At 71.5% G+C, this 26638-nt stretch carries 25 protein-coding genes and 1 pseudogene; 6 read left to right on the forward strand and 20 right to left on the reverse strand.

Annotation, left to right across the window (positions count from 1 at the left end; translation table 11 throughout):
* The 9 genes from ACWC0C_RS37515 to ACWC0C_RS37555 all read right to left on the reverse strand — a co-directional run.
* Nucleotides 1–291: zf-HC2 domain-containing protein (locus tag ACWC0C_RS37515; RefSeq protein ID WP_450868813.1), on the reverse strand; the 291-nt coding region annotated here is incomplete at its 3' end.
* Nucleotides 281–868 carry an RNA polymerase sigma factor gene (locus ACWC0C_RS37520; RefSeq protein ID WP_450868814.1) on the reverse strand — a complete coding sequence of 196 codons (588 nt, stop codon included), beginning with the start codon at nucleotides 866–868 and terminating at the stop codon, nucleotides 281–283. The genes ACWC0C_RS37515 and ACWC0C_RS37520, both read right to left, overlap by 11 nt.
* 110 nt (nucleotides 869–978) lie before the next feature.
* Nucleotides 979–1524, reverse strand: a complete 546-nt coding sequence (locus tag ACWC0C_RS37525; protein WP_449200325.1) for an arginine repressor — start codon at nucleotides 1522–1524, stop codon at nucleotides 979–981.
* A 7-nt stretch (nucleotides 1525–1531) separates the two neighbouring features.
* Nucleotides 1532–2749: an acetylornithine transaminase gene (locus ACWC0C_RS37530; protein ID WP_450868816.1), complete on the reverse strand. Its 1218-nt coding sequence runs from the start codon at nucleotides 2747–2749 to the stop codon at nucleotides 1532–1534.
* Nucleotides 2746–3648, reverse strand: a complete 903-nt coding sequence (gene argB / locus ACWC0C_RS37535; RefSeq protein WP_449200327.1) for an acetylglutamate kinase — start codon at nucleotides 3646–3648, stop codon at nucleotides 2746–2748. The genes ACWC0C_RS37530 and argB overlap by 4 nt, the downstream gene beginning before the upstream one ends.
* Nucleotides 3645–4796 (reverse strand): bifunctional glutamate N-acetyltransferase/amino-acid acetyltransferase ArgJ, encoded by a 1152-nt coding sequence (gene argJ, locus ACWC0C_RS37540; protein WP_450868818.1) that lies wholly within the window; start codon nucleotides 4794–4796, stop codon nucleotides 3645–3647. The genes argB and argJ overlap by 4 nt, the downstream gene beginning before the upstream one ends.
* Nucleotides 4793–5821 carry an N-acetyl-gamma-glutamyl-phosphate reductase gene (gene argC, locus ACWC0C_RS37545; RefSeq protein WP_450868819.1) on the reverse strand — a complete coding sequence of 343 codons (1029 nt, stop codon included), beginning with the start codon at nucleotides 5819–5821 and terminating at the stop codon, nucleotides 4793–4795. Before argC ends, argJ begins: the two co-directional genes overlap by 4 nt.
* A 78-nt stretch (nucleotides 5822–5899) precedes the next feature.
* Nucleotides 5900–6640 (reverse strand): VOC family protein, encoded by a 741-nt coding sequence (locus tag ACWC0C_RS37550; RefSeq protein ID WP_450868821.1) that lies wholly within the window; start codon nucleotides 6638–6640, stop codon nucleotides 5900–5902.
* Nucleotides 6641–6695: 55 nt separating this feature from the next.
* Nucleotides 6696–7298 (reverse strand): ABATE domain-containing protein, encoded by a 603-nt coding sequence (locus ACWC0C_RS37555; RefSeq protein ID WP_450868822.1) that lies wholly within the window; start codon nucleotides 7296–7298, stop codon nucleotides 6696–6698.
* Between the two features lie 82 nt (nucleotides 7299–7380).
* Here ACWC0C_RS37555 and ACWC0C_RS37560 point away from each other — a divergent pair, with 82 nt between their 5' ends.
* A complete protein-coding gene (locus ACWC0C_RS37560) occupies nucleotides 7381–8613 on the forward strand; it encodes a cysteine desulfurase (protein ID WP_450868823.1) in 1233 nt (410 codons plus the stop codon).
* 106 nt (nucleotides 8614–8719) lie between these two features.
* Here the strand turns inward: ACWC0C_RS37560 and ACWC0C_RS37565 are convergent, their stop codons facing one another.
* Nucleotides 8720–11200, reverse strand: coding sequence for an alpha-L-arabinofuranosidase C-terminal domain-containing protein (locus ACWC0C_RS37565; protein ID WP_450868825.1), 2481 nt, complete (start codon nucleotides 11198–11200; stop codon nucleotides 8720–8722).
* A 135-nt stretch (nucleotides 11201–11335) separates the two neighbouring features.
* On the opposite strand from ACWC0C_RS37565, the gene ACWC0C_RS37570 reads away from it, so the two are divergent.
* A complete protein-coding gene (locus ACWC0C_RS37570) occupies nucleotides 11336–11782 on the forward strand; it encodes a DUF6314 family protein (protein WP_450868827.1) in 447 nt (148 codons plus the stop codon).
* On the opposite strand, the gene ACWC0C_RS37575 is transcribed toward ACWC0C_RS37570, so the two are convergent.
* From ACWC0C_RS37575 to ACWC0C_RS37585, 3 genes are all read right to left on the reverse strand, one after another.
* Nucleotides 11764–12357 (reverse strand): histidine phosphatase family protein, encoded by a 594-nt coding sequence (locus ACWC0C_RS37575; RefSeq protein WP_450868829.1) that lies wholly within the window; start codon nucleotides 12355–12357, stop codon nucleotides 11764–11766. The two genes, ACWC0C_RS37570 and ACWC0C_RS37575, sit on opposite strands and share 19 nt — an antisense overlap.
* Before the next feature lie 73 nt (nucleotides 12358–12430).
* On the reverse strand, nucleotides 12431–12868 hold the full coding sequence (locus tag ACWC0C_RS37580; RefSeq protein ID WP_449200345.1) for a GNAT family N-acetyltransferase: 438 nt from the start codon (nucleotides 12866–12868) through the stop codon (nucleotides 12431–12433).
* Between the two features lie 155 nt (nucleotides 12869–13023).
* Nucleotides 13024–14457 carry an aminotransferase-like domain-containing protein gene (locus ACWC0C_RS37585; protein WP_450868831.1) on the reverse strand — a complete coding sequence of 478 codons (1434 nt, stop codon included), beginning with the start codon at nucleotides 14455–14457 and terminating at the stop codon, nucleotides 13024–13026.
* Here ACWC0C_RS37585 and ACWC0C_RS37590 point away from each other — a divergent pair.
* Both ACWC0C_RS37590 and ACWC0C_RS37595 read left to right on the forward strand, forming a co-directional pair.
* Nucleotides 14456–15367, forward strand: coding sequence for a DMT family transporter (locus ACWC0C_RS37590; protein WP_450868833.1), 912 nt, complete (start codon nucleotides 14456–14458; stop codon nucleotides 15365–15367). The genes ACWC0C_RS37585 and ACWC0C_RS37590 overlap by 2 nt on opposite strands.
* Before the next feature lie 19 nt (nucleotides 15368–15386).
* Complete coding sequence (locus ACWC0C_RS37595) at nucleotides 15387–15608, forward strand: DUF1918 domain-containing protein (RefSeq protein ID WP_449200348.1); 222 nt, start codon at nucleotides 15387–15389, stop codon at nucleotides 15606–15608.
* Here the strand turns inward: ACWC0C_RS37595 and ACWC0C_RS37600 are convergent.
* On the reverse strand, nucleotides 15578–16807 hold the full coding sequence (locus ACWC0C_RS37600) for a glycoside hydrolase family 10 protein (RefSeq protein ID WP_450868834.1): 1230 nt from the start codon (nucleotides 16805–16807) through the stop codon (nucleotides 15578–15580). The genes ACWC0C_RS37595 and ACWC0C_RS37600 overlap by 31 nt on opposite strands.
* Nucleotides 16808–16978: 171 nt before the next feature.
* Here ACWC0C_RS37600 and ACWC0C_RS37605 point away from each other — a divergent pair, with 171 nt between their 5' ends.
* Entirely contained in the window at nucleotides 16979–17854 is an 876-nt protein-coding gene (locus ACWC0C_RS37605) for a 3-hydroxybutyryl-CoA dehydrogenase (protein ID WP_449200350.1), read from the forward strand.
* Nucleotides 17855–18047: 193 nt separating this feature from the next.
* The gene (locus ACWC0C_RS37610) at nucleotides 18048–18305 is read left to right on the forward strand and encodes a hypothetical protein (RefSeq protein ID WP_449200351.1); all 258 of its coding nucleotides are present in this window, start codon (nucleotides 18048–18050) and stop codon (nucleotides 18303–18305) included.
* Here the strand turns inward: ACWC0C_RS37610 and ACWC0C_RS37615 are convergent.
* The 6 genes and pseudogenes from ACWC0C_RS37615 to ACWC0C_RS37640 form a co-directional block, all read right to left on the reverse strand.
* Complete coding sequence (locus ACWC0C_RS37615) at nucleotides 18302–18838, reverse strand: NUDIX hydrolase (RefSeq protein ID WP_449200352.1); 537 nt, start codon at nucleotides 18836–18838, stop codon at nucleotides 18302–18304. The two genes, ACWC0C_RS37610 and ACWC0C_RS37615, sit on opposite strands and share 4 nt — an antisense overlap.
* A gap of 65 nt (nucleotides 18839–18903) precedes the next feature.
* Nucleotides 18904–20244, reverse strand: a complete 1341-nt coding sequence (locus tag ACWC0C_RS37620) for a transcriptional regulator (protein WP_450868836.1) — start codon at nucleotides 20242–20244, stop codon at nucleotides 18904–18906.
* A 219-nt stretch (nucleotides 20245–20463) separates the two neighbouring features.
* Nucleotides 20464–21529: pseudogene (locus ACWC0C_RS37625) on the reverse strand (PP2C family protein-serine/threonine phosphatase).
* Between the two features lie 174 nt (nucleotides 21530–21703).
* Nucleotides 21704–24226: a phenylalanine--tRNA ligase subunit beta gene (gene pheT, locus ACWC0C_RS37630; protein ID WP_450868838.1), complete on the reverse strand. Its 2523-nt coding sequence runs from the start codon at nucleotides 24224–24226 to the stop codon at nucleotides 21704–21706.
* Nucleotides 24226–25347, reverse strand: coding sequence for a phenylalanine--tRNA ligase subunit alpha (gene pheS, locus ACWC0C_RS37635; protein WP_450868840.1), 1122 nt, complete (start codon nucleotides 25345–25347; stop codon nucleotides 24226–24228). Before pheS ends, pheT begins: the two co-directional genes overlap by 1 nt.
* Before the next feature lie 126 nt (nucleotides 25348–25473).
* A complete protein-coding gene (locus ACWC0C_RS37640) occupies nucleotides 25474–26607 on the reverse strand; it encodes an ATP-binding protein (protein WP_450868842.1) in 1134 nt (377 codons plus the stop codon).
* Nucleotides 26608–26638: the final 31 nt, after the last annotated feature.

Below are 26638 nucleotides of genomic sequence, written 5' to 3' on the forward strand. Positions count from 1 at the left end.
GCGACTGCGAGACGGCGAGGTCTCCGCGATCGTCACCACGGTCCGCGAACGCCGCCCGGAGTACTGCCGCGACGAGGACGGCAACCAGCCCGGCGCGGCCGGGGGCTCGCTGCCCGGCAGCAGGCCGATCAGCCGGTCGCCGACCAGGGTGAGCTGGCGGACGTACTCCCGGCAGTCCGCGCACCGGTCCAGGTGGGCGACCGCCTCGGCGCGCTCCCGGCCGGGCAGCACGCCCAGCGCCAGCTCGGCGCCGATCTCCCGCAGCCGGTCGCAGTTCGCGTCACTGGACATGGTCGCCTCGCTTCGAAGACGCGAGTGTGGTGCGCAGTTTCGCCATGGCGGCCCTGATCCGCGTCTTGGCGGTGCCCAGCGGGACCCCTTCCGTGTCGGCGATCTGCCGGGCCGTCATTCCGTAGATACCCGCCATCACCAGGGCCCTGGCCTGTTCCCGGGGCAGCCGCGCCACGGCCGCCCGCAGCTGGGAGGAGGTCTCGTCGGCCAGCGCCCACTGCTCGGGGGTCTCGGTGACCACGCCGATGACGGCGTCGAGGTCCTCCGGTGCCATCGGCTCGGTCCGCCGGGCCCGGACGGCGTCGACGGCGAGGTTGTGCGCGATGGTCGTCAGCCAGGTGCTGACCGAGCCGCGGCGCGAGTCGTAGACCTGGGCGTGCCGCCATGCGCGCTCGAACGTCAACTGTGCGACGTCCTCGGCGAGTTGCTCGTCCCCGGTGACGGCCATGGCAACCCCGAAGACCCGGTGCTGGAACCTGCGTACGAAGATCACCGCGAGTTCCGGATCACCGGTGGCCAGCCCGGACAGCAGGGCCTCGTCCGGGAGGCGGCCCACGGGGAACCGGAAACCCGACACACCCCTGTATACGGTCGACGGCCGCCAGGGGATTGCCCGCCCGCCTGCCCGCCCGCCGCGGAAGATCACATTCCCATTCTCCGCCGACGGACGGGGCGCCGCATGCGGGCTCAGTGGCCGTTCTGCGCCAGCCGGAGCAGGTGATCCGCCAGGGCCTGGCCCCCGCTCGGCTCCCGGCTGATCAGCAGCAGGGTGTCGTCACCGGCGATCGTGCCCAGGATGTCGTGCAGCTCGGCCTGGTCGATGGCCGAGGCCAGGAACTGGGCCGCACCGGGCGGGGTGCGCAGGACCACGAGGTTGGCGGAGGCCTCCGCCGAGATCAGCAATTCCTGGGAGAGGCGCCGCATGCGCTCCTCCTTCGCCGACTCCCCCAGCGGAGCACGCGGCGTGCGGAAACCGCCCTCGCTCGGCACCGCGTAGATCAGCTCACCGTCCGTGTTGCGGATCTTCACCGCGTTCAGCTCGTCGAGGTCCCGGGAGAGCGTCGCCTGGGTGACGCTCAGCCCGTCGTCGGCGAGCAGCTTGGCCAGCTGGCTCTGCGACCGCACCGGCTGCCGGTTGAGGATGTCCACGATCCGGCGGTGCCGCGCGGTACGGGTCTGCGGCACCGCGGGTCCGGCACCCGCCGCCTGCTCGTGCTCCTGCGCCTGGCTCATCGTCGTCTCATTCTCCGGATCGTCCTTCCCCATCCGCTGGGTTGCCCCCTGGGTGAGCTGCGTCGAGGATGCCGGGCAGCGCCTGGAGGAAGGCACCCACCTCGGCGTCGGAGATGTTCAGCGGCGGCATGAGCCGTACGACGCCGGGGGCGGGCGCGTTCACCAGGAACCCGGCCTCCTGGGCCGCCTGCTGCACCCGAGGTGCGTGCGGCCCGGTGAGCACGATACCCAGGAGCAGGCCGGCACCCCGTACATAATCGATCAGCGGGTGGCCCAGGCCCTCGATTCCCTCGCGCAGCTTCTCGCTCTGCCGCTTGACGTTCTCCAGCAGACCTTCGCCCGCGATGGTGTCGAGCACGGCGAGCCCGGCGGCGCAGGCGACCGGGTTGCCGCCGAAGGTGGTCCCGTGGTGGCCGGGGTGGAGCAGTTCGGCGGCCCGGCCGAAGGCCACGGTGGCGCCGAGCGGCAGTCCGCCGCCGAGCTGCTTGGCGAGGGTGACGACGTCGGGCAGGACACCTTCGTGGGCCTGGTACTCGAACCAGGTCCCGGTGCGTCCGATGCCGGTCTGCACCTCGTCCAGGACCAGCAGCGCGCCGGCGGCGGCGGTGATCGCCCGGGCGGCCTTCAGATAGCCGGCCGGCGGCACCACCACCCCGTTCTCGCCCTGGATCGGCTCGATGACGACGAGGGCCGTCTCCTCGGTGACCGCCGCCGCCAGGGCCTGCGCGTCGCCGTAGGGCACGTGGGTGACGTCGCCGGGCAGCGGCCGGAACGGGTCCTGCTTGGCGGCCTGGCCGGTGAGCGCGAGGGCGCCCATCGTGCGGCCGTGGAAGCCGCCGTCCGTGGCGACCATGTGGGTGCGCCCGGTGAGCCGGCCGATCTTGAAGGCGGCCTCGTTGGCCTCGGCGCCGGAGTTGCAGAAGAAGACCCGGCCTTCGCGGCCGAAGAGCTGCAGCAGCCGTTCGGCGAGGGCGACGGTGGGCTCGGCCATGAAGAAGTTGGAGATGTGGCCGAGCCGGCCGATCTGCCGGCTGACGGCCTCGACGATCGCCGGGTGGGCGTGACCGAGGGCGTTGGTGGCGATACCGCCGACGAAGTCGTGGTACGCGCGGCCCTCGGCGTCCCACACCCGCACGCCCTCGCCGCGTACGAGGGGCAGGCGCGGGGTGCCGTAGTTGTTCATGAGCGCGCCCTGCCAGCGCTGGGTCAGCTCCTGGTTGCTCATGACTCCCCCTGTTCGTCGGGCACGACCATCGTGCCGATGCCTTCGTCGGTGAAGATCTCCAGCAGGATCGAGTGCTGGACCCGGCCGTCGATGACGCGGGCGGTCGTCACACCGCCTCGCACGGCGTGCAGGCAGCCCTCCATCTTCGGCACCATGCCGGAGCTCAACTCCGGGAGCAGCTTCTCCAGTTGGGAAGCGGTGAGGCGGCTGATCACCTCGTCGGAGTTCGGCCAGTCCTCGTAGAGGCCCTCGACGTCGGTGAGGACCATGAGGGTCTCGGCGCCGAGTGCCGCGGCGAGGGCCGCGGCGGCCGTGTCGGCGTTGACGTTGTAGACGTGCCCATCGTCCTGGCTGCGGGCGATCGACGAGACGACCGGGATACGGCCGTCCGCGAGCAGCGCCTCGATCGCGCCCGTGTCGATCTCGGTGATCTCGCCGACCCGCCCGATGTCGACCAGTTCGCCGTCGATCTCGGGCTGGTGCCTGGTGGCGGTGATGGTGTGCGCGTCCTCGCCGGTGAGGCCGACGGCGAGCGGCCCGTGCTGGTTGAGCAGCCCGACCAGCTCACGCTGCACCTGCCCGGCGAGCACCATCCGTACGACGTCCATGGCGTCCTCGGTGGTGACGCGCAGGCCGGCCTTGAACTCGCTGACGATGCCGTGCTTGTCGAGGGCGGCGCTGATCTGCGGGCCGCCGCCGTGCACGACGACCGGCCTGAGGCCGGCGTGGTGCAGGAACACGACGTCCTGGGCGAAGGCGGCCTTCAGCTCCTCGTCGATCATGGCGTTGCCGCCGAACTTGATGACGACGGTCTTGCCGTTGTGCTTGACCAGCCAGGGCAGCGCCTCGATGAGGATCTGGGCCTTGGGCAGTGCGGTGTGTTTACGCGTGGTGCTCATGAGGAGTAGGCGCTGTTCTCGTGGACGTAGTCGGCGGTCAGGTCGTTGGTCCAGATCGTCGCGGTCTCGGTGCCCGCGGCCAGGTCGGCGATGATGTGCACCTCGCGGTAGCGCATGTCGACCAGCTCGCGGTCCTCGCCGACCGAACCGTTCTTGCACACCCACACGCCGTTGATCGCGACGTTGAGCTGGTCCGGTGCGAAGGCGGCCTCGGTGGTGCCGATCGCGGAGAGGACACGGCCCCAGTTGGGGTCCTCGCCGTGGATCGCGCACTTGAGGAGGTTGTTACGGGCGATGGAGCGGCCCACCTCCACGGCGTCCTCCTCGCTCGCGGCGTTGATCACCTCGACCTTGATGTCCTTGCTGGCGCCCTCGGCGTCACCGATGAGCTGCCGGCCCAGGTCGTCGCAGACCTGCCGTACGGCCTCGGCGAACGCGTCGTGGTCGGGGGTGATGCCGGAGGCGCCGGAGGCGAGCAGCAGCACGGTGTCGTTGGTGGACAGGCAGCCGTCGGAGTCGACGCGGTCGAAGGTGACCTTGGTGGCGGCGCGCAGGGCGTTGTCCAGCACCTCGCTGTCGAGGTCGGCGTCGGTGGTGAGGACGACGAGCATGGTGGCGAGGCCGGGGGCGAGCATGCCCGCGCCCTTGGCCATGCCGCCCACGGTCCAGCCGTCCTTGCTGACGACCGAGGTCTTGTGGACGGTGTCGGTGGTCTTGATGGCGATGGCGGCCTTCTCGCCGCCGTGCTCGCTCAGGGACCCGGCCGCCGTCTCGACTCCCTTGAGGAGCTTGTCCATGGGCAGCAGGACGCCGATGAGGCCGGTGGAGCAGACGGCGACCTCGATGGCGCCCCGGCCGAGCACCTCGGCCACCTTCTCGGCGGTGGCGTGGGCGTCCTGGAAGCCCTTCGGGCCCGTGCAGGCGTTGGCGCCGCCCGAGTTGAGGACGACCGCGGAGACCTGGCCGCCCTTGAGGACCTGCTCGGACCACAGCACCGGCGCGGCCTTCACACGGTTGGAGGTGAAGACGCCCGCGGCGGCACGGCGCGGCCCGTTGTTGACCACGAGGGCCAGGTCGGGGTTGCCGTTCTCCTTGATCCCGGCGGCGATGCCCGCCGCCGTGAATCCCTTGGCTGCCGTGACACTCACGGTGCGACTCCGATCGTGGAAAGACCCGTGGTCTCGTCGAGACCCAGGGCGATGTTCATGCTCTGGACGGCACCGCCTGCGGTGCCCTTGGTCAGGTTGTCGATGGCGCTGATCGCGATGATGCGGCCCGCGGCCTCGTCGTACGCGACCTGCACCTGAACGGCGTTGGAACCGTAGACGGACGCCGTCGCGGGCCACTGGCCCTCGGGGAGCAGGTGGACGAAGGGCTCGTCGGCGTAGGCCTTCTCGTAGGCGGCGCGGACGGACTCGCCAGTCACCCCGTCCCGGGCGGACGCGCTGCAGGTGGCGAGGATGCCGCGGGGCATCGGCGCGAGCGTCGGCGTGAAGGAGACGGAGATCCGCTCCCCGGCCACCCCGCTGAGGTTCTGGATCATCTCGGGGGTGTGCCGGTGGCCGCCCCCGACGCCGTACGGCGACATGGAGCCCATGACCTCGCTGCCGAGCAGATGTGGCTTGGGTGCCTTGCCCGCGCCGGAGGTGCCGGACGCGGCGACGATCACCGCCTCGGGCTCGGCGATCCCGGCGGCGTAGGCCGGGAACAGGGCGAGGGTGACGGCGGTGGGGTAGCAACCGGGCACCGCGATGCGCTTGGACCCCTCCAGCGCGGCGCGGGCACCCGGAAGTTCGGGGAGGCCGTAGGGCCAGGTGCCGGCGTGCTCGGAGCCGTAGAACCGCTCCCAGTCGGCCGGGTCCTTCAGCCGGAAGTCGGCGCCCATGTCGACCACGAGGACGTCCGGGCCGAGCTGCTCGGCGACGGCGGCGGACTGTCCGTGCGGCAGCGCGAGGAAAACGACGTCGTGCCCGGCGAGCGCCTCGGCCGTGGTCTCCTCCAGCACGCGGTCGGCCAGCGGCAGCAGGTGCGGCTGGAGCGCGCCCAGGCGCTGGCCGGCGTTGGAGTTCCCGGTCAGGGCACCGATCTCGACCTCGGGGTGTGCGAGGAGCAGACGCAGGGCCTCACCGCCCGCGTATCCGCTCGCTCCGGCCACCGCCGCACGTACCGCCATGTCCATCCTCCTTAGATGGCATGACTATACGTAGCCTCGCAGTTTTATGCAATCGTTTATGCAATCGGTTGCTCCACGTCAGGACGGGGCGAGGACGCAGAACTCGTGGCCCTCCGGATCGGTCAGGCACGTCCACGGGACGTCGCCCTGGCCGACGTCGAGGTCGGTGGCGCCGAGAACCCGCAGCCGGGCCACCTCCGCGGCCTTGTCGTCGCCGGGGTACGGCAGCAGGTCGAGATGGACGCGGTCCGGCCCGGTCCGCACGCCGGGCGTGCGGAGGAACTCGAGATACGGGCCGGCGCCCTTGGCGGAGCGGAACACCGCGTGATCGTCGGTCACCTCGTGCAGGGTCCAGTCCATCGCCTCGCCCCAGAACCGGGCCATGGCCCGCGGATCCGCGCAGTCGACCACCACCGCGGCGATCGGCCCGGTGTCCCGGTAGGTCTCCCGAGGCTCCAGCACGCAGAACTCGTTGCCCTCCGGGTCGGCCATGACCGTCCACGGGACGTCGCCCTGGCCCACGTCGGCGGGCGTCGCACCGAGAGCCTTCAGGCGCGCGACCAGCTCCGCCTGATGGGCCGCAGAGGTGGTGGCGAGATCCAGGTGCACACGGTTCTTTGTCGTCGTCCTGGGTTCCGGGACCGGAACGACATCAATGCCGACGGCGACCGGGTCCGGCCACACGAGTCCGCCGGCCGGTCCGACGTAGGTGCTCACGCCGGGGCTGTAAGCACTCCAGCCGAGCACCTGCGCCCAGAACCGGCCGACCGCCGGGGCGTCGAGAGCCTTGATGATCACGTGAACAGGTCGCAGTGCCATGCCGGCGATCCTATGCACCCGCTCCGCGGCGGCATCCGCATCAAGGAGGCGTTTTTCAAGGTGAACCGGCCTTGCGGGCGGCATAGGCCCGGGCGGCCCGGACCCGGTTGCCGCACTTGGTCGTGCACCAGCGGCGGGCGCCGTGGGAGCGCAGGAACCAGCGGGCGCAGCCCTGGGCGGCGCACTCGGTGAGCTGTCCGGCGTCGGCACCGGTGAGCAGGTCGGTCGCGTCCTCGGCCAGCTGCGAGAGCGCGGCGGCGGCCGGGTTGCCGGTGTCGGGGAGATCGGCACGGCGGGGGCCGTCGGCGGTCCAGACGAGCCGGGGGGTGGCGGGCGCGGCGGCGAGGGCGGTGTTGAGGGTGTCGAGGGCGTCGGCGGGCGGGTGCACCGCGGCGACCCGGGCCTCGAAGAGGGCGCGCAGGGCCTCGCGCAGGGCGCGCAGCCGGCCGGACTGTCTGCCGTTGATCTCCACCCGGTCGGGCAGCAGCTCGTGCCGGACGAGCCAGAGGTGTGCGGCCTCGGTGTCGTCGAGCAGGTCGACCCGGCCGTGGCTGACGGTGAAGCGTGTGTTGACCAGCGCCAGCGAGACGTACCGGTCCTCGCCCGGAACCGGGAGCTGGTGCAGATAGACGGGGGCCTCGTGATCCACGGCTCTCATGGTAATCCTTGCGGTTCTCCATGAGGAGGGCTTAGCGTGCCTCACGGAGAACTGATGACAAAGGCGTGAGAGGTGGCAAGCCGTGGCCTTCGACGTGGACCTGCTGCGCAAGGACTTCCCGATCCTGGAGCGGACCCTGGACGGCGGCGTCCCGCTCGTCTACCTGGACTCCGGCGCCACCACCCAGAAACCCCTCCAGGTCCTCGACGCGGAGCGGGACTTCTACCTGCACCACAACGCGGCGGTGCACCGTGGCGCGCACCAGTTGGCGGGCGAGGCGACGGAGGCGTACGAGCAGGCACGGCACACCGTCGCCCGGTTCATCGGCGCCGCGGCCGACGAGGTGGTCTTCACCCGGAACACCACCGAGGGCATCAACCTCGTCGCCTACGCGCTGGGCAACGCCGGCCGGCTCGGCCCCGGCGACCGGATCGTGGTCACGGAGATGGAGCACCACGCCAACCTCGTCCCCTGGCAGCAGCTGGCCGAGCGCACCGGGGCCCGGCTCGACTGGTTCGGGCTCACCGACGACGGCCGGCTCGACCTGTCCCGGGTGGAGGAGCTGCTGGACGAGCGCACCAAGGTGGTCGCCCTCACCCACCAGTCCAATGTGCTCGGCACCCTCAACCCGGTGCGTGAACTCGCCGACCGGGCGCACGCCTTCGGCACCCTGGTGGTCGTGGACGGCGCCCAGTCCGTACCGCACCGCCCGGTCGACGTGACGGAACTGGGCGCGGACTTCCTCGCGTTCTCCGGGCACAAGATGCTCGGCCCGAACGGCGTCGGCGTGCTGTGGGGCCGCGCGGAGCTGCTCGCCGGGCTGCCGCCGTTCCTCACCGGCGGCTCGATGATCGAGATCGTCGAGATGGACCGCACCACCTTCCTGCCGCCGCCGCAGCGCTTCGAGGCGGGCGTGCCGATGACCTCGCAGGCCGTGGGCCTCGCGGCGGCGGTGGAGTACCTGGAGCGGCTCGGCATGGCGGAGGTGGCGGCGTACGAGGACACACTCACCGCCCGCGCCCTGGAGCTGCTCTCCGAGGTGCCGGGCGTCCGGATCGTGGGCCCCGCCGAGCCGACGGACCGGGGCTCGGCCGTCTCCTTCACGGTCGACGGCGTCCATCCGCACGACGTGGGCCAGGTGCTGGACGAGCGGGGCGTGGCCGTCCGCGTCGGCCATCACTGCGCGCGCCCGATCGTGAAGCGGTACGGCATCCCGGCGACGACCCGGGCGAGCTTCTACGTCTACAACACGCCGGCCGAGGTGGACGCGCTGGTGGAGGGCGTGCGGGCGGCGCAGAAGTACTTCGGGGTGTGAAGACCTCGGCGCCCGGACCGGGCCGGGCCGGGCGCGGGCTGCTGCCGGTCGGACAGCAGCCCGCGGGCGGGGACCCGGCTACCTCTGCTTGATCACCTCTGTTTGATCACCTCTGTTTGATCCTCAGGAACGTGACGGAGTTCGCCGGGAAGGTGTAGGTGAACCGGTCGGTGACTCCGCTGAAGGTGGACGTCTGCGGGGCGACCGCCGTCGACGTCTCGCTGTTGACCGCGTCCGGCGCGGCGGCCAGCGTGGTCACCTTCGCCCTGGACGCGACCTTCGGACCACCGAGGTCGATCGCCGTACGGGCCGCCGTCGCCTGGGCGTTGACGACCTTGACGATCAGCTCACCGGTCTTCGCGTCGCGCGTCACGACCTGGCGGAACGGCTCGGCCGGCTTGTCGTCGGTGAAGCCGCCCCACTGCTGCCCGTCGAGGTAGAGGGTGACCTGACGGCCGCGCACCTTGATGTCGATGTCGTAGGCGCGGCCGGTGTCGACCGAGCCGGGCTTGGCGATCAGTGTGGACTTGCCGCCGTCCACGGCCTGTTCGACCGCGGTCTGGGTGTTGTTCCAGCCACCGATGTTCCACCAGTAGTAGGTGCCGGTGTCCTTGACGCCGAAGGCGACGAGGAAGCCTTCCTGCCCCGCCTTCTTGGTGGCCTTCACATGCAGGTCGTAGTCGTGCCAGGACGGGTCGCCGGCGGAGACCATGGTGTTCTGGGCGGCGGTGTCGCTCTGGACGTACCGACCGTCCTGGACGCTCCAGCTGCCGGTGCCGGTGTGGGTCCACTTCGAGGCGTCGCCGGAGAAGTCGTCGCCGAGCAGGGTCGATCCGTCGGCGGCGGTGACCGACACGTCGTCGTAGGCGGCGCTGGTGTTCCAGGTGGACAGGCCGACGGCACCGGTGATGGGGCCGCTCACGTTCGGGGTCGTGGTGGCCCTGCTCGGCACCACCCGGTCACCCACGTTGTTCATGAACAGCTTCTGGACCTCGTAGTCGGCTGAGCCCCAGGAGGCGTGGTTGTTGAACCACACCAGGTCGGGGCGCCACTGCACAGAGTCCTCGCCCGCGAACAGCGGGGCGTAGGACGCGAGCTTCACGACGTCCGCGTTGCGTTCCAGGCCGGTCATGTAGGCCGCCTCGGCGAGGCCGTTCTTGAAGGCGTTGCCTCCCGAGGCGTACTCGCCGAGGAAGACCTTGGGCCCGCTCCTGTCGTAGGAGTCGTAGCGGTCGTTGTTCTGCAGGAACCACTGCGGGCTGTTGTAGTAGTGCTCGTCGACCATGTCGACCTCGGCGTCCCGGTTGAGCTTCCAGGCGGTGTCGAAGGTCGTGCCCGAGTCGTCCGGGCCGGCGTTGGAGATCACCTGCATGTACGGGTACTCGGCCTGGATGGCCGCGCGGAACCGGGTGAACCGGGCGAAGAACTCGCCCGGCAGGTTCTCCTCGTTGCCGACCTCGATGTGGGTCAGGTGGAAGGGCCTGGGGTGGCCCATCCCGGCGCGCACCCTGCCCCAGGTCGAGGTCGCCGGGCCGTTGGCGAACTCGATGAGGTCCAGGGTGTCCTGGATGTGCCGCTTGAGCAGGGCGTCGTCGTCCACGGCCTTGTTCTGGCCGCAGCCGGTCACCAGTGCCGGTACGACGGGCAGGGGCATGGCGCCGATGTCCTCGGCGAAGCGGAAGTACTCGTAGTAGCCGAGGCCGTAACTCTGGTTGTAGCCCCAGAAGTTGGCGTTGGTCGCGCGCTGCTCGACCGGGCCTATGGTGTCCTTCCACTGGTAGGCGCGCTTGCGCTGCCAGCCGGAGGCCTCGCTGTAGTCCTGCATGGAGCCGGTGTTGACCAGGCAGCCGCCGGGGAAGCGGAGGAAGCCCGGGTGCAGGGCGGCGACCTTCTCGGCGAGGTCCTTGCGCAGGCCGTTGGGCTCGTGCTTGTAGGTGTCGCGGGGGAAGAGGGACACCATGTCGAGGGCCGCGGCGGCGGCGGAGGCGACGGTGAGCCGGCCGGTGGTGCTAGTGCGGGTCGCGGTGAAGGCGGCCTTGTACTTGGCCCAGCCGTTCTTCTTCACGGCGATCCGGTGGGCGGTCGCCAGGGTGCCGCCGGAGTCCTGGAGGGTCACGGTGAGCGTGGCGCCGGCCGCCGCGCGGGCCCAGACCGAGAAGTCGTACTTCTTGCCGTCCTGGACGGCGATTCCGGTGTTGTAGCCGGAGTTGGTGACCGACGAACCGGCGCCCAGGGAGAGGTAGTCGCGGTTCCGCTCGTCGAGGCGGCCGGAGTCGTCGACGACCTGCGCGGTGCCGGAGACCGTCCAGGCGGTCAGCGGTGTGTACGCCTCGTTGTCGTCGGTGGAGTACTCGAAGGACCGGTTCTGCACCAGCTCGGCGTACAGACCGCCGTCGGCGGCGCGGTTGATGTCCTCGAAGAAGACGCCGTACATCGTCCTGTCGATCGCGGGCCCCTCGGCCGAGGGATCGACGGTGATCGAGTAGTCGGTGGCGTCCTCGGCCTGGGCGGGGGCGGGAAGACCGGCGATGGCGAGCAGAACGGCGCTCGCGCCCAGGCCGAGTCTCCAGCGGGCGGTGCGTGACATGGATACTCCGCGGCTCTGAGGTGTCCCAGGGACAGGATGTTCGAAATATCAGACAAGGGTCAGCACTTCGAACGGCAAGATAGGGAAGGGGTAAGAGCACGTCAATGGGGCGGGCGTTTCCGGGAAGGGGTGACGATGGGCGACCGCTACTGGCCGGTGCCCGATGTGCTGGAGCACCTCGCCGGGCGCTGGCGCGTCCAGCGCACCGTGCGGGATCTGGTGAGCGGCAATGAGGGGCACTTCTCAGGGGTGACCGTCTTCACCGCACTGGCGGCCGGAGGCCTGCTGCACGAGGAGTCCGGCACGTTCACCTGGAAGGGCGTGGCGCGGCCCGCCACCCGGACGCTGAGGTTCGCGCCGGGGCCCACGCCGGGCACCGCGGACGTGCGGTTCACGGACGGGCGGCCCTTCCACGAGCTGGACCTCGCCTCGGGACGGTACGTCGCCGAGCACCCGTGTGCAGCCGACCTCTACCGGGGCGAGTTCACCGTCCAGGACGCCGACCACTGGCGCACCGTGTGGCGGGTCGGCGGTCCGGCGAAGGATCTGGTGCTGACCACGGACTATGTGCGCGAGGACTGAGCCGGAACGCCGTCAAGGCGCAGGTTCCAGCGGCCCGCGCGACCGGTGACGGTGGAGGCGGACAGCGGGCGCACATCGATGTTCCAGTAGGTCGCGGGCGGCGCCTTCAGGGCGTAGACCAGGGCCGCGCGGATCACGGCAGGCTCGGCGACGGCGACGATCCGGCCGCCGTCCTCCACCGGCCGGGTGTCCAGCCAGCCGCCGACCCGGGAGATGAAGGCCAGCAGGGACTCTCCGCCGTGCGGGGTGGCGCGGGGGTCGGCGAGCCAGGCGTCCACGGCCTCCGGCTCGCGGGCCATCGCCTCACCCAGGGTCATCCCGCGCCAGCGGCCCATGTCGCAGTCCCGCAGCGCCAGTTGGGCCAGCGGGGCGTACCCCAGCGCGTCGCCGGTGGCCCGGCTGCGCGGGGTCGGCGAGCAGTACCGCAGTTCGGCGGCCGCGAGCGGCAGCAGGTCCCCGGCGACGCGTTGCACCTCGTCCCAGCCGGCCTGGTCCAGCGGCCGGTCGTCCTCGAAGCGCTCCGCGAGCAGCGGGGCCCTGCGTGCGGCGGCGACGAACGTGACCCTGAGTGGCATGCGGTGATGGTGTGACGATCGTGTGCGCAGGTCAAGAGCTGTTGCCTGTGAGCTACCCGGGGTGAGCGAGCGCTTACTCGAAGGGGTGGACCATCCACTGGTCCGGGCGGTCCAGTGGCCGGAAGCCCACCCTCTCGTACACGGCGTGCGCGTCCTGCGTGGCGAGCAGGACGCGGCGCAGCCCGTACGGCTCCAGGTGGTCGCGGATGCGGCCGACGAAGGCGGTGCCGAGGCCCTTGCCGCGCACCGAGGGGTCGACGTACACATCGGCGAGCCAGGCGAACAGGGCCCGGTCGGTGACCACCCTCGCGTACGCCACCTGCTCGCCCGAGGCCGTGTCGTACACCCCGAAGTTGATCGAGGACGCCATCGCGCGCTCGTGCTTCTCGCGGGGCCGGCCGATGGCCCAGTAGGCGTCGGACGACAGCCAGCCGTGGACGCGCTCCACGTCCACGCGGGCGGTGTCGGCGGAGAACTCGTAGCCGTCGGGGAGGGCTGGTGTATCGCTCATGGCCCGGATCCTCACAGGTGGACGTCGCGGGCGTCGAGTCGATTTGTCCGGCGGGGCCGCACGGCGTTCACCGGCGCCGATCGGATCACTGGCGTCCGTCTGGCGCCGGAGCTGTCCGACTCGCCGGAGTTCACCTGCGGCCTCGTACGGGCGCCTTAGAGCACCTCGTCACAGGCCGCCCGCAGCCGCCGTACCCCTTCCGCGATCTCCCCGGTGCCGGCGACCGCGGCGAAGCTCAGGCGGAGGTGGGCGGCGGGGGGTTCGGCACTGAAGTAGGGGCGGCCGGGGGTCAGGGCGACGCCCGCGCGGAGGCCGGCCGCGGTGAGGGCGGACTCCTCGGTGCCGTCGGGGAGGCGCAGCCAGAGGTGGTAGCCGCCGCAGGGGATGTGCGGCAGGGCCAGTTCGGGCAGGTGCGTCGCGAGCGCGGCCGTCATGGCGTCACGGCGGGCCTTCAACTCGGCCGACAGGGCCCGCAGATGGCGGGGCCAGGCCGGGGAGCCGACCAGTTCCAGAGCCGCCTCCTGCAGCGGCCGGGGGACGAAGAAGCTGTCCACGACCTGGATGGCGCGCAGGCGTTCCAGCACCGGACCGCGCGCGGCCAGCGCGCTCACCCGGAAGCTGGGCGAGGTCGCCTTGGTCAGCGAGCCGACGTGCACGACCACGCCGTCCGGGTCGTCGGCGGCCAGCGGGCGGGGCAACGGGCCCGCGTCCGCGTGCACCAGACGCCGTACGAAATCGTCCTCGATCACGAAGGCGCCGGCCTCGCGGGCGATGCGCAGCACCTCGGCGCGCCGGCCGGGGGCCAGCACGGCGCCGGTCGGGTTCTGGAACAGCGGCTGGCAGACGAACACCCGGGCGCCGCTGGCCCGGAAGGCCTCGGCGAGCAGCTCGGGGCGTACGCCGTCGGGGTCGACGGGCACCGGGACCGGACGCAGTCCGGCGGCGCGGGCGAGGGCCAGCATGCCGGGGTAGGTGGGCGACTCGACGAGGACCGGGGCGCCGGGCTGGGCGAGCGCGCGCAGGGCGGTGGCCAGCGCGGACTGGCCCCCGGCCGCGATCAGCACCTCGGCCGCGTCGACGGCCCCGCCGATGGACCGCGCGAACCACTCCCGCAGCTCCGGCAGCCCCTCCAGCGGCGGCCTCCCCCAGGCGCCCGGCCGCCGACCGGCCCGGGCGAGGGCCGCGGCCATGGCCCGCTCGGGCTGGAGCGAGGGATGCAGATAGCCACCACTGAACTCCAGCACGCCGGGCGGCGGAACGGCCAGCGAGACCGTGACCCCGGAGGCGTCGACCGTGCGCGGTACGAGGTCGGCGGCGCCGTCGGCGCTCAGCGCGACCTCCTGCCAGGAGGTGTCCCCGGCCGGGGCCTGCGTCGCGCGCGGCCGGGCCCGGAAGGCACCGGCTCCGGGCCGGGTGACCACCAGCCCCTCGGCGGCCAGCTGGGCCAGGGCGCGCGAGACGGTCACCGGACTCACGCGGAACCGCTCGACCAGCGCCCTGCTCGACGGGAGCTTTCCACCTGGAGAGTAGCGGTCGAGATCCTGCCTCAGCTGTTCTGCCAGTTCACTGACGCTGCTACGCTGGTGCATGAGAACACAGAGTAGCGCTACTGCCCCGAGCCCGATAGCGGTCACCTCCGGCGGTGAGCGCCGCGGCCTCGGCACCGGCTTCGCCGCCCTCGGTGTCGCCTCCTTCTCCCTCACCTTCCCGGCCACCGCCTGGGGTCTGGAGGGCTTCGGCCCCTGGTCGCTGGTGGCCGTGCGCAGCGTCCTCGCCGCGCTGGTGGCGGGGGGCTGTCTCGTTGCCCTGCGCGTGGCGCTGCCCGAGCACCGGCATCTGCCGGGACTCGCGGTCGTCGCCGCCGGTGTCGTGCTCGGCTTCCCGATGCTGACCACGCTCGCGCTGCAGACCTCCACCACCGCGCACGCCGCCGTCGTGGTGGGGCTGCTGCCGCTGACCACCGCCGTGCTGTCGGCCCTGCGCACCGGCAGCCGCCCCTCGCGCCGGTTCTGGCTGGCGGCGCTGGCGGGGGCCGCGGCCGTGGGCGCCTTCACCGTCGCCCAGAGCGGGGGCGCGCTCACGGCCGCCGACGGCTATCTGTTCGCGGCGCTGCTGGTGTGCGCGGCCGGCTACACCGAGGGCGGCCGGCTGGCCCGGGTCATGCCGGGCTGGCAGGTCATCGGCTGGGCGCTGGTGCTGTGCCTGCCGCTGAGCGTGCCCGCCGCCGCGGTGGCGCTGTCGTACGAGCCCGTTCACCTCGCCTGGCACGGCATCGCCGGCCTGCTGTGGGTGGCGCTGGGCTCGCAGTTCCTCGGTCTGGTCGTCTGGTACCGGGGGATGGCGGCGATCGGCGTCCCCCGGGCCAGCCAGTTGCAGTTGGCTCAGCCGCTGCTCACACTGGTGTGGTCGGCGCTGTTGCTGGGCGAACACTTCACGGCGGCCGCTCCCCTGACCGCCGTGGCCGTGCTCGTGTGCATCGCCGTCACACAACGGTCGTGATCATGAGGAGGGCCTGCAGATGCGCGCGTCGAAGGGCGACAAGCTTGTCCAGCACGGCAGGGTGGTGGGCCAGCACGACCAGGAATCGGAAGTAGTCGAGGTACTGGGCGCCGAGGGCAGCCCGCCTTACCGCGTCAAGTTCAAGGACGGACACGAGGCGATCATGTCCCCCGGACCCGACTGCCAGGTCAAGCACCCGAACGAGAGGGATCAGCGGGGCGGCTTCGCCGACCGCCCGTAGTGGTCGGCGATCACGCGTGACATCGCCCCGATCGGATCGGCCGCCACGTCCTTGGCGGCGAAGAACACATGCCCGCGGACCTGCGGGTGACGGGCGGCGAGGGTGAGGTGCCGGGACAGCTCGACCGGGTCCTGCCAGGCCAAGGGCTGACCGGCGGCCCCCGCCTTGTACAGGGCCTCGCCGATGTACAGGTGTGTCCTGGTGCCCTTCGCGACGGCCGCCCACCAGTCGACCAGCCTCGCGTAGTCGGCGGCGCCGAAGCCGATGTGCCAGTACAGCTGCGGGACGATGTAGTCGATCCAGTGCTTGCGCACCCAGGTACGGGTGTCCGCGTACAGGTCGTCATACGTCTGCACTCCCGCCCGCGTGTCCGAGCCGCGCGGGTCGGTCGAGGCGTTGCGCCACACCCCGAAGGGGCTGATCCCGAACCGGGTGCCGGGCCGGACCCGCTTGATGCCGGCGGCCGTCTCCCGCACCAGCTTGTTGATGTTGTCCCGCCGCCACGCGGCCCGGCCGGGGTAGTCGCCGCCGTAGCGGTCGTAGGCGTCGTCGTCGTCGAAGGTCTGTCCGGCGACCGGATACGGGTAGAAGTAGTCGTCGAAGTGGACGGCGTCGACGGGGTATTTCGCGACCGCGTCGAGGATCGCCCGCTGGACGAAGGCGCGGACCCTGGGCAGGCCGGGGTTGTAGTAGAGCCTCCCGCCGTAGGGCACCACCCAGTGGGGGTGCCTGCGGGCCGGGTGTGAGGGGGCGAGCCGGCCGAGGTGCGTGTGGTTCGCGATCCGGTACGGGTTGAACCAGGCGTGCAGGCGCAGGCCCCGGGCGTGGGCCTCGGTCACCGCGGTGCCCAGCGGGTCCCAGCCGGGGCTGCGGCCCTGGGTGCCGGTGAGGTAGGCGGACCAGGGCTCGTACGGTGAGGGCCACAGGGCGTCGGCGGTGGGCCGCACCTGGAGGATCACCGTGTTGAGCCGGTCGCGGGCCGCCTTGTCGAGGTGGGCGATCAGTTCCCTGCGCTGCGCGGCGGCCGTGAGCCCGGGCCGCGACGGCCAGTCCCGGTTGGACACGGTGACGAGCCACATACCCCGCATCTCGGCGGCCGTACGGGGCCGGGGCCGATGACCGCCCTCTGCCGCCGCGTCCGGTGCCGCCGCCAGCGTCGACAGCGCCGCCAGGGTGAAGGCCCGCCGTGACAGCCCCATCCGCACACCCCCATACGCTCCGGATCCGCTCCGTCACGGATCGTTTCGCGCCCCAGGATGCACCCACCCGGGCGATCGATCATCGATACTTGGCGGTAACGTGCACGATCGGAGCAGGCACCGAACCCGGGGGTCCTGCCAGCGAGCCGGAGAACCAGCGAAGGGGTCGATGTGACAGGCTTCCCATCGGGAGATATTGCGCGCGTCGGAATCGTGGGCTGCGGCCAGATGGGCGCGGGCATCGCCGAGGTGTGTGCCCGCGCGGGGCTGGACGTGAAGGTCGCCGAGACCACCGGCGAGGCCCTGGAGATCGGCCGTACCCGGCTGTTCAACTCCCTGGCCAAGGCCGCCGAGCGCGGGAAGATCACCGAGGACGAGCGGGACGCCACGCAGGCGCTGCTGAGCTTCACCACGGACCTCGGCGAGTTCGCCGACCGCGACCTGGTGATCGAGGCCGTCGTGGAGAGCGAGGCGGTGAAGACCGAGATCTTCCAGGTGCTCGACCAGGTGGTGACCCGCCCGGACGCGATCCTCGCCTCCAACACCTCCTCGATCCCGCTGGTGAAGCTGGCGGTCGCCACCTCCCGCCCGGACCATGTCGTCGGCATCCACTTCTTCAACCCGGCCCCGGTGCAGAAGCTGGTCGAGTTGATCCCGGCGCTCACCACCTCCGAGGGCACCCTCAGCCGTGCCCAGGTGTTCGCCGAGAAGGTGCTCGGCAAGCACGCCATCCGCGCCCAGGACCGCTCCGGCTTCGTCGTCAACGCGCTGCTCGTGCCCTATCTGCTGTCCGCGATCCGGATGTTCGAGTCGGGCATCGCGAGCCGCGAGGACATCGACAACGGCATGGAGATGGGCTGCGCCCACCCGATGGGCCCGCTGAAGCTGTCCGACCTGATCGGCCTGGACACCATCGTCTCCATCGCCAACTCCATGTACGCCGAGTACAAGGAGCCGCTGTACGCCGCTCCCCCGCTGCTCCAGCGCATGGTCGAGGCGGGGCGGCTGGGCCGGAAGACCGGTTCGGGCTTCTACACCTACGCCTGATCACACAGAGCTACGCCTTACGGGCCCGGCACCGCACTCGGTGCCGGGCCCGTCCGTTTCACACACCGTGTGCGCGCCGGGCACGCATATGCCCCTCGCACACGCTCCCCACGCGCCCACCAGGCGAGTTCACTCTTCATGCCCATGCAACGAATGTGGCGAGACCACATTCGGCCACAGAGAGGAATGAAAAGTGACCACCGATTCCGATCATTCCGTGGTCCAGGAGGAACTCGCAGAGTTACGTCGCCGCCTCGACGTCGCGTATGCCCGCGTCGAGGGAGGGCTGGCGCTGCTCACTCACCGCTCCAAGGAGACCGCCAAGGAAGTGGACGAGCTGAACTCCCGGATGATCTCCCTGGAACACGCGCGCTGGCCACTGCCGTCGGTCGCCGCGCTCACGGCCCTCGGGGCCCTCGTCGTCACGGTCTGGCAGGCGCTGGCCCGCTAGCCCTCGGCGAGCCTGAGGTGGTGCAGCAGGAGTAACGCGGCCGCCATGTTGGCGGCCGGGACCTCCCCACGGGCGATCAGGTCGGGAACGAGTTTGAGGGGGACCCATTCCCGGCGGTCCGACTCGAAGTCGTCCACGGGATGCCCGATGTACTCGCCCCGGTCGGACCAGTAGATGTGGTGCCGGGCGTCGGTGAGGCCGTTGGACGGCTCCACGCTCATGAGGTGGTGCAGGGGCCCCGGCCGCCAGCCGGTCTCCTCCTCCAGTTCCCTGGCGGCCGCGCTCGCTATGTCCTCGCCGTCCTCGACGACACCCGCGGCCAGTTCCCAGCCCCAGCTGTCCGTGATGAACCGGTGCCGCCACAGCAGCAGCACCTCGTTCGCCCCGTTGACCACGGTGGCCACGGCCACGGGCCGCAGCCGGATCAGGAAGTGGTCGAGGTGCCGGCCGTCCGGCAGCTCGACATCAGCGAGATTGACGCTGAACCAGCGGTTTGCATACACAGTTTGTTCGTTCTGTTTCGTCCACTGCACGGTTCTGCCACCTTCCGCCGAGTAAGTGGCAATATCGCAGCAGGGACGGTGCACCTACAGAGGCCCTACAGCGGTACGCGCAGTGCCCCGTCGATGAGTTCCGCGGCCTCGGCGGTCCCGGCCGAGCCGCAGCGCACGAGGTGTTCGCGTACCGCGCGGAGTCTGTCGCGCAGCCGCTGGGACTCCATTCCCCGGGCCTGCTCGGCCATCTGCACGGCGGTGGCCACCGCCTTGTCCGCGTTCCCCTGGCGCAGCTCGATCGTGCTCAGCATGGCGAGCCGGTGCACCCGCCCCCGGTCGTGGGCGGGATTGTCGACCGCGGCCGCGGCATGCTCCCCGGCGGCGGCCAGCTCACCGAGGCTCAGCAGTGCCTCGGCCACCTGCACGTTGACCAGGCCCGGCTGGACATAGCCGGTCTCGTCGGGCTCGTACCCGCGCCGGATCCGCTCGGCGGCCGTCTCCGCGCGCCGGATGCAGGACAGGGCGCCGGCGGAGTCGCCGAGATGGGCGTACGCCTTCGCCTGCATCGCGTAGAGGTCGGAGGCGAGTGCCGGGGTGATGTGCTTGCCGGCGGCCCGCAGCGCGGCCTCGGCGAAGGCGACGGCCTGCCGGTACTCCCGCATGAACAGCGCCTGGTTGACCAGCAGCGCTATCACATACGCCCCAAGCCCCCGGTCACCGCTGGCCTTTGCCAGCCTGAGCGCCTGGTGGAAGTAGCGCTGCGCGAGACCGTGCGCATCGGAGTCGTACGCACAGATGCCCGCGATCGCCACCAACCCGCCCGTGGCCCGGTGCAGTTGGCGTCCCGTGGCGTCGGTGTAGCTGCCGCGCAGCAGCGGCGCCGCCTCGGCGTTGAGGAAGCCGACGATCCGGGTGCGGGTCGCGATACCGCCGGCCTTCCTGTACATCTGCTCGTAGTGCGTCCGCGCCGCTCGCAGCATCTCGATGTCGGCCGGGGTGACCCGGTGCCGGCCGCCGCGGGAGACATCGACGTCCTCGGGCGGGTTCTCCCACTCCCACACCGGCATGACGGCCGGGGTGCCGGTGACGGCGGGGGCGCCCAGCACATGCGGCCGCTGCTGCTCGTCGGAACGCCACAGGGCGGTCGCCCGCTCCACGAAGCCGTTCAGCGAGCCGACGTGCGGGGTGCTGGGCTCGCCGGGCACGCCCAGGCCGATGTCGTCGAGGGTGACCGGACGGTGGAGGCGGGCGGCGAGGACTTCGCAGATCAGGTCGGGCACCTGGCCGCGCGGGCGCTGGCCCTTCAACCACCGTGCCACGGCGGTGTGTTCGTACCGGAGCACGAGGCCCCGTTTCCGGCCCGCCTGGTTGACGTGGGCGGCGAGACCGGCGTGCGAGATCCCCGCCTCGTCCAGGATCGCGTCGAGCAGAGTGTTGGGCTGCATGGGATGTGCCCCCCGAGTGGCCTGGTGCCGTTCAGCGTAGTGGCTCCGCCTTCGCACGGGGTGTGAACGGAGTGCCCGCATCCGCAGCGTACGCACACTGTCGCACAGCGTGGCGGACCCGATTGACTGGGAGTCCTCGCAAGAGGCTGGCCAAGCCGCCGGCTCCCCCTCGAAAAGCGGTGGCTTGGCCGGGCGCGGGGGGTGATGACGGGGGTGCGGCTAAGGACGCGTTGTCGGCCGCGGGTTGTCCGTGGCTGGTCGCGCAGTTCGCCGCGCCCCTGAGCGAACCCCATTTCCGATCGTTCCGCAGGACCAGTACGGCTATGTCGTCCGTGGGTTTGCCACCCGTGTGGTGCAGGAGCGCCGTGAAAAGGGTGCGCAGGACCGTCTGAGGAGAGACGGGGTGGTCCCGTACGACTTCGCTCAGCGTCCTCGGCAGCGAGAAGAACCGGCCCTGGCTGTCCCGGGCGTCCTCCACACCGTCCGTGAAGAGGACCAGGGACTCACCCGGCACCAGATGACCACAGGACTGGATGTCCAGCTCGGCCGGGAGCGGGAAGGGGCCCAACGGCGGGAGCGGGTCGACGCGCGTCAGCGGGTCGACCCTCGTTCCGCTCAGCCGGTACGGCCATGGATGGCCGCAGTTGAGGACGCGCAGCCGGCCGACGCGGTCGATCTCCAGGAGCAGCACGGTGACGAACTCCTCGGCGACCGGGTGGTCGGGGTCCGGGCCGCCGCCCGCCGGGTGTTCGGCGCGGGCCCGTTCGCGCAGATGCCGGGCCAGGGCACGCTCCAGCCGGCGTAGCACGCCGCCGAGTTCGGGCTCGTCGTGGACCGCCTCGCGGAAACTGCCGAGGACGGCGGCGACGGTACCGAGCGCGGCAAGACCGTGCCCGCGTACGTCGCCCATCACCACCCGCACCCCGTGCTCGGTGGCGATCGCCTCGTACAGGTCGCCGCCGACGGCCGCGCCCCGGTCCGCGGACAGCTGGGCGGCGGCGATGATCAGCCCGTCGAGGCGTGGCGGCGGCGGACGCAGTACGACGCTCTGCGCGGCCCGCGCCACCCGGCGCGCCTGCCGCAGCTCACGCAGCAGCGCATGGCGGACATGGAAGATGAGCCCGGAGCCGACCGCGAAGAAGACGGCGCTGGTGACGATGCGCGCCCCCAGCCCGTTCTCCTGGGCGAGCGGGCACCCGAACTTGTAGACGACGGCCACGGCTCCCCAGACCATGGGCAGTACGGCTGCCCGCGCGGTGGGTGCCCGTGCCTTGATGCGGATCATGCCTTTGGTCCCCCAAGTGGGCCCTGACAGAGCAGACGGACCGACCCCGAAAGGCCGGTCCGATTCTGTCGACGGCATGGCCCGCAAGGACCAGATCGCCTTCAGTTGCCACTCAAATGAGTGACACCACAGCAGCCAACCTGCATTTATGCAGGCTGGAGAGGCGCAGCCGACCTAGCCCCGCAGAACCGCCCCGGTCCGCTCGCCCGCAAGGGCAACCGCGGCGTCCCGAGCAGCCGACGCCTCATCGACCGTCAGCGTCCGGTCCCCCGCGCGGAAGCGCAACGCATACGCCAGCGACTTCTTCCCGTCACCCAGCTGCTCGGCGTTCTCGTACACGTCGAACAGCCGGATGGACTCGAGGAGTTCACCCGCACCCTCGCGCAGCGCCGCCTCGACCTCCCCGGAGGGGACCGGCTTGTCGACCACGAGGGCGACGTCCTGCGTGGCGACCGGGAACGTGGAGATCCGCGGCGCCTGCGGGACACCGTCACCCACCGCCTCCAGGGCGTCCAGGTTCAGCTCCATCGCGCAGGTGCGCTCGGGCAGGCCCAGGGCCTTCAGGACACGCGGGTGCAGTTCTCCCGCGTGGCCCAGGATCTGCTCCGTACCGTCGGAGACGATCACGAGCTCGGCGCAGCGGCCGGGGTGCCACGGACCGTACTGGCCCTTGCGCACGACCAGCTCCGCACCGGCCTCACGGGCAACGGCACGCGCGGCGTCGATCGCCTCGGCCCACCCGGCCGGACGGCCCTCGCCCCACCAGCCGGCCTGCTCGCGGGCGCCGCTGAGGACGACGGCCACGTGCCGCGGCTGCTCGGGCAGCGCGGCGTTGAGCGCGGCGATCTCCTCGTCGGTGGGACGCCGGTCGACGGGCAGGTGCGTCGCGACGCGCTGTTCCCCGCGGGGGTGGAAGACCAGCCCGGTCTCGAACAGCGCCAGGTCGTGCGCGCCCCGGCCGTTGTTGCGCCGCAGGGCACCGAGCAGACCGGGCAGCAGCGTCGTGCGGAGCGCGGGCTCCTCGTCGCTGAGCGGGTTGACCAGCTTGACGACGCGGCGGGCCGGGTCGTCGGCCTCGAGGCCGAGCTGGTCGAAGACCTGCTCGCCGACGAAGGGGTAGTTCGGCGCCTCGACGTAGCCCGCGCCGGCCAGCGCGCGGCCGACCCGGCGGTGCAGCCGCTGCCGGTGGGTCAGGCCACGGCCCGACGGCAGCTTGGGCAGCGTGGAGGGCAGGTTCTCGTAGCCCTCGAGCCGGATGACCTCCTCGGCGAGGTCGTTCGGGTCGACCAGGTCGGGCCGCCAGGACGGGACGGTGACGATCAGCTCGTCCTGCCCGTAGACGTCGCAGCCGACCTGCTGCAGGCGGCGGACGACCGTCTCGCGGCCGTAGAAGACGCCCGCGACCTTGTCCGGGTGGTCGGCCGGGATGGTGATGGTGCGCGGAGCCGAGGGCGCGATGACCTCGGTGACACCGGCCTCCGCCGTACCGCCCGCGAGCAGCACCAGCAGGTCCACGGTGCGCTGCGCGGCGGCCGCGGCGGCCTGCGGGTCGACGCCGCGCTCGAAGCGGCGGGACGCCTCGGACAGCAGCTTCTGGCGGCGGGACGTACGGGCGATCGCGACGGCGTCGAAGTGGGCCGCCTCGATGACCACGTCGGTGGTCCCGTTCATGCCGTTCTCGGTGACCTCGTGGTCGGCGATCTCGGTGTTGGCGCCGCCCATCACACCGGCGAGGCCGATCGGGCCGCGGTCGTCGGTGATGACCAGGTCCTCGGCGTGCAGCTTGCGCTCGACGCCGTCGAGGGTGACGAGCTTCTCGCCCTCCTGGGCGCGGCGCACGCCGATGGTGCCCTGGACCAGGTTCCGGTCGTAGGCGTGCAGCGGCTGGCCCAGCTCCATCATCACGTAGTTCGTGACGTCGACGGCGAGCGAGATCGGGCGCATGCCGACCTTCTGCAGCCGGCGCTGGAGCCAGATCGGGGAGCGGGCCTCGGGGCGCAGGCCGGTGACGGTGCGGGCGGTGAAGCGGTCGCAGCCGAACGGGTCGGAGACCTGGACCGGGTAGCCGAAGGCGTTCGGGGCCGGTACGTCGATCAGGGCCGGGTCGCGCAGCGGCAGGCCGTAGGCGACGGCGGTCTCGCGGGCGACGCCGCGGATGGACAGGCAGTCGCCGCGGTTGGCGGTGACGGCGATGTCCAGGACCTCGTCGACCAGCTCCAGCAGCTCGATGGCGTCCTTGCCGACCTCGGTCTCCGGCGGCAGCACGATGATGCCGTGGGTGCCGTCGTCGCCCATGCCCAGCTCGTCGGTGGAGCAGATCATGCCGTGGGACGTCTTGCCGTACGTCTTGCGGGCGGCGATGGAGAAGCCGCCGGGGAGCGTGGCGCCCGGGAGGACCACGACGACCTTGTCGCCGACCACGAAGTTCCGGGCGCCGCAGACGATCTCCTGGGGCTCGCCGGTGCCGTTGGCCTGGCCGACGTCGACGGTGCAGAAGCGGATCGGCTTCTTGAAGCCCTCCAGCTCCTCGATGGTCAGCACCTGGCCGACCACCAGCGGGCCCTTGAGGTCGGCGCCGAGCTGCTCGACGGTCTCGACCTCCAGACCCGCCGAGACGAGCTTCTCCTGGACGTCGCGGCCGGTTTCCGTCGCCGGCAGGTCGACGTACTCCCGCAGCCAAGAAAGCGGGACCCGCATCAGATCTCCATCCCGAACGGCCGGGTGAACCGGACGTCACCCTCGACCATGTCTCGCATGTCTTCGACGTTGTGGCGGAACATCAGCATCCGCTCGATACCGAACCCGAAGGCGAAGCCGCTGTACTTCTCCGGGTCGACGCCGCAGGCGGCCAGCACCCGCGGGTTGACCATGCCGCAGCCGCCCAGCTCGATCCAGCCCTCGCTGGAGCAGGTACGGCAGGGCCGGTCCGGGTTGCCGACGGACTCGCCCTTGCAGACGTAGCAGAGCATGTCCATCTCGGCGCTCGGCTCGGTGAAGGGGAAGAAGTTCGGCCGCAGCCGCGTCTTCATGCCCTCGCCGAACAGCGACTGGACCATGTGGTCCAGGGTGCCCTTGAGGTCGGCCATGGTCAGGCCCTCGTCCACGGCGAGCAGCTCGACCTGGTGGAAGACCGGGGTGTGCGTGGCGTCCAGCTCGTCGGTGCGGTACACGCGGCCGGGACAGATCACGTAGACCGGCAGCTCACGGCCGAGCAGGGAGCGGATCTGCACCGGCGAGGTGTGGGTGCGCAGCACCCCACCGGACTCGGTGCCGCCGTCCGGGCCCTGCACGAAGAAGGTGTCGGCCTCGCCGCGGGCCGGGTGGTCCGGGCCGATGTTGAGGGCGTCGAAGTTGAACCACTCCGCCTCGACCTGCGGGCCCTCGGCGACCTCGTAGCCCATGGCCACGAAGACGTCCTCGATGCGCTCGGAGAGCGTGGTGAGGGGGTGGCGGGCGCCGGCCGGGACGCGGTCGTGGGGCAGGGTGACGTCGACGTCCTCCTCGACCAGCACGCGGGCGTCGCGCTCGGCCTCCAGCTCGGCCTGGCGGGCGGCGAGGGCCTTGTTCACGGCGCTGCGGGCCATGCCGACGCGCTTGCCGGCCTCGGCCTTGGCGTGCGGGGGCAGGGCGCCGATCTCGCGGTTGGCGAGGGCCAGCGGGGAGGCGGGGCCGGTGTGGGCGATCTTGGCCTCGTGGAGCGCGTCGAGGGAGTCCGCGGCGGCGAAGGCGGCGAGCGCCTCGTCCCGCATGCGCTCGATCTCTTCCGGTTTCAACGCCTCGACCTCTACAGGGTCGTACGACTTATTGGGTGCCGACATCTCTTCCCGTGTCTTCCGATTCGCTGGCGGATGGTCCCCGCGACCGCTGGTGGGCCATGTGAAGGACACAAAGGTGCCAAAGGCCGAGTCTAACGGGGTGGAGGTGGACGAAGAGCCCGTGGGCCGTCAGGCGAGATACGCCGGGGCCGCCACGGGCAACGTAAATCGGAACTCGGCGCCGCCGCCGGGGGCGCGGCCGACCGTGATGGTGCCGCCGTGGGCCTCGACGATGCCCTTGACGATGTACAGCCCGAGGCCCGTGCCGCCACGCTTGCTGCCCCGCCAGAAGCGGGTGAAGACGCGGTTCATGGACTCCTCCGGGATGCCGGGCCCCTCGTCGCTCACCGTGACCGATGTGCCGGTTTCCTCGCCCTCGCGCGGGGATGCGCAGGGCATGACGTCAATGGTGACGGTTCCCTCGCCGTGCCGCACGGCATTTTCGATGAGGTTGCTCAGGACCTGGTCGATCTTGTCGGGGTCGGCCCACAGGCCGGGCAGCGGCTGTTCGATGCGCAGCAGGAAGCGCTCGGCGGGCTGGCCCGCGGCGACGTAGGCCTGGATGTGCCGGGAGACGGCGGCCCCGATGTCGACGGGCTGCCGGCGCACCTCCAGGCGCCCGGAGTCGATCCGCGAGATGTCGAGCAGCTCGGCGATGAGCCGGGTGACCCGGTCGGCGTCGGCGTCGACGGTCTCCAGCATCAGCCGTTTCTGGTCGTCGGTGAAGCGTGCCCACTTGGCGAGGAGCGTGGCGGTGAAGCCCTTCACGGAGGTGAGGGGCGAGCGCAGTTCATGGGCGACCGTCGCTATCAGCTCGGCGTGGCTGCGCTCGGTGCGGCGACGGGCCTCGGTGTCCCGCAGGGAGACGACGACCCGCTGGACGGGCCCGAGCGGCCGGGCGCGCACATACCGGGCGGAGACCAGCACCTCCCGCCCGCCGGGCAGCAGCAGATTGCGCTCGGGCTGCCGTACCCGGATGGCGAGCCCGCCGTAGGGGTCGGTGAGCTGCCACCAGCGACGCCCCTCCAGATCCTCCAGCGGCAGCGCCTTCTCCAGGGGCTGCCCGAGGGCGTCGGCGGCCCGGACGGCGGTGATACGGGCGGCGGCGGCGTTGAAGCAGGTGACACGCCCGTGCTCGTCGGCGATGACGAGGCCGTCGGGCAGCTGGTCCGGGTCGAGGTCCGCACGGTCGCCCTGCCTGGGCACGGGCGTGTGCCGCGCGTCCCGTCCCTCCGGCCCGGTGCTCGTGCCGGCCACACTCATCCCCGTAGCCCACCTCTCAGACGGCGCAGGG

This window comes from Streptomyces sp. NPDC001709 (assembly GCF_053596375.1).

What these genes read in the sequence shown, in the direction of transcription:
- ACWC0C_RS37525 (WP_449200325.1), bottom strand. Translation starts at nt 1,524, where the DNA reads ATGAGCCAGGCGCAGGAGCACGAGCAGGCGGCGGGTGCCGGACCCGCG.
- ACWC0C_RS37530 (WP_450868816.1), bottom strand. Translation starts at nt 2,749, where the DNA reads ATGAGCAACCAGGAGCTGACCCAGCGCTGGCAGGGCGCGCTCATGAAC.
- argB (WP_449200327.1), bottom strand. Translation starts at nt 3,648, where the DNA reads ATGAGCACCACGCGTAAACACACCGCACTGCCCAAGGCCCAGATCCTC.
- argC (WP_450868819.1), bottom strand. Translation starts at nt 5,821, where the DNA reads ATGGCGGTACGTGCGGCGGTGGCCGGAGCGAGCGGATACGCGGGCGGT.
- ACWC0C_RS37550 (WP_450868821.1), bottom strand. Translation starts at nt 6,640, where the DNA reads ATGGCACTGCGACCTGTTCACGTGATCATCAAGGCTCTCGACGCCCCG.
- ACWC0C_RS37555 (WP_450868822.1), bottom strand. Translation starts at nt 7,298, where the DNA reads ATGAGAGCCGTGGATCACGAGGCCCCCGTCTATCTGCACCAGCTCCCG.
- ACWC0C_RS37565 (WP_450868825.1), bottom strand. Translation starts at nt 11,200, where the DNA reads ATGTCACGCACCGCCCGCTGGAGACTCGGCCTGGGCGCGAGCGCCGTT.
- ACWC0C_RS37570 (WP_450868827.1), top strand. Translation starts at nt 11,336, where the DNA reads ATGGGCGACCGCTACTGGCCGGTGCCCGATGTGCTGGAGCACCTCGCC.
- ACWC0C_RS37575 (WP_450868829.1), bottom strand. Translation starts at nt 12,357, where the DNA reads ATGCCACTCAGGGTCACGTTCGTCGCCGCCGCACGCAGGGCCCCGCTG.
- ACWC0C_RS37580 (WP_449200345.1), bottom strand. Translation starts at nt 12,868, where the DNA reads ATGAGCGATACACCAGCCCTCCCCGACGGCTACGAGTTCTCCGCCGAC.
- ACWC0C_RS37590 (WP_450868833.1), top strand. Translation starts at nt 14,456, where the DNA reads ATGAGAACACAGAGTAGCGCTACTGCCCCGAGCCCGATAGCGGTCACC.
- ACWC0C_RS37585 (WP_450868831.1), bottom strand. Translation starts at nt 14,457, where the DNA reads ATGCACCAGCGTAGCAGCGTCAGTGAACTGGCAGAACAGCTGAGGCAG.
- ACWC0C_RS37595 (WP_449200348.1), top strand. Translation starts at nt 15,387, where the DNA reads ATGCGCGCGTCGAAGGGCGACAAGCTTGTCCAGCACGGCAGGGTGGTG.
- ACWC0C_RS37600 (WP_450868834.1), bottom strand. Translation starts at nt 16,807, where the DNA reads ATGGGGCTGTCACGGCGGGCCTTCACCCTGGCGGCGCTGTCGACGCTG.
- ACWC0C_RS37620 (WP_450868836.1), bottom strand. Translation starts at nt 20,244, where the DNA reads ATGCAGCCCAACACTCTGCTCGACGCGATCCTGGACGAGGCGGGGATC.
- pheT (WP_450868838.1), bottom strand. Translation starts at nt 24,226, where the DNA reads ATGCGGGTCCCGCTTTCTTGGCTGCGGGAGTACGTCGACCTGCCGGCG.
- pheS (WP_450868840.1), bottom strand. Translation starts at nt 25,347, where the DNA reads ATGTCGGCACCCAATAAGTCGTACGACCCTGTAGAGGTCGAGGCGTTG.
- ACWC0C_RS37640 (WP_450868842.1), bottom strand. Translation starts at nt 26,607, where the DNA reads ATGAGTGTGGCCGGCACGAGCACCGGGCCGGAGGGACGGGACGCGCGG.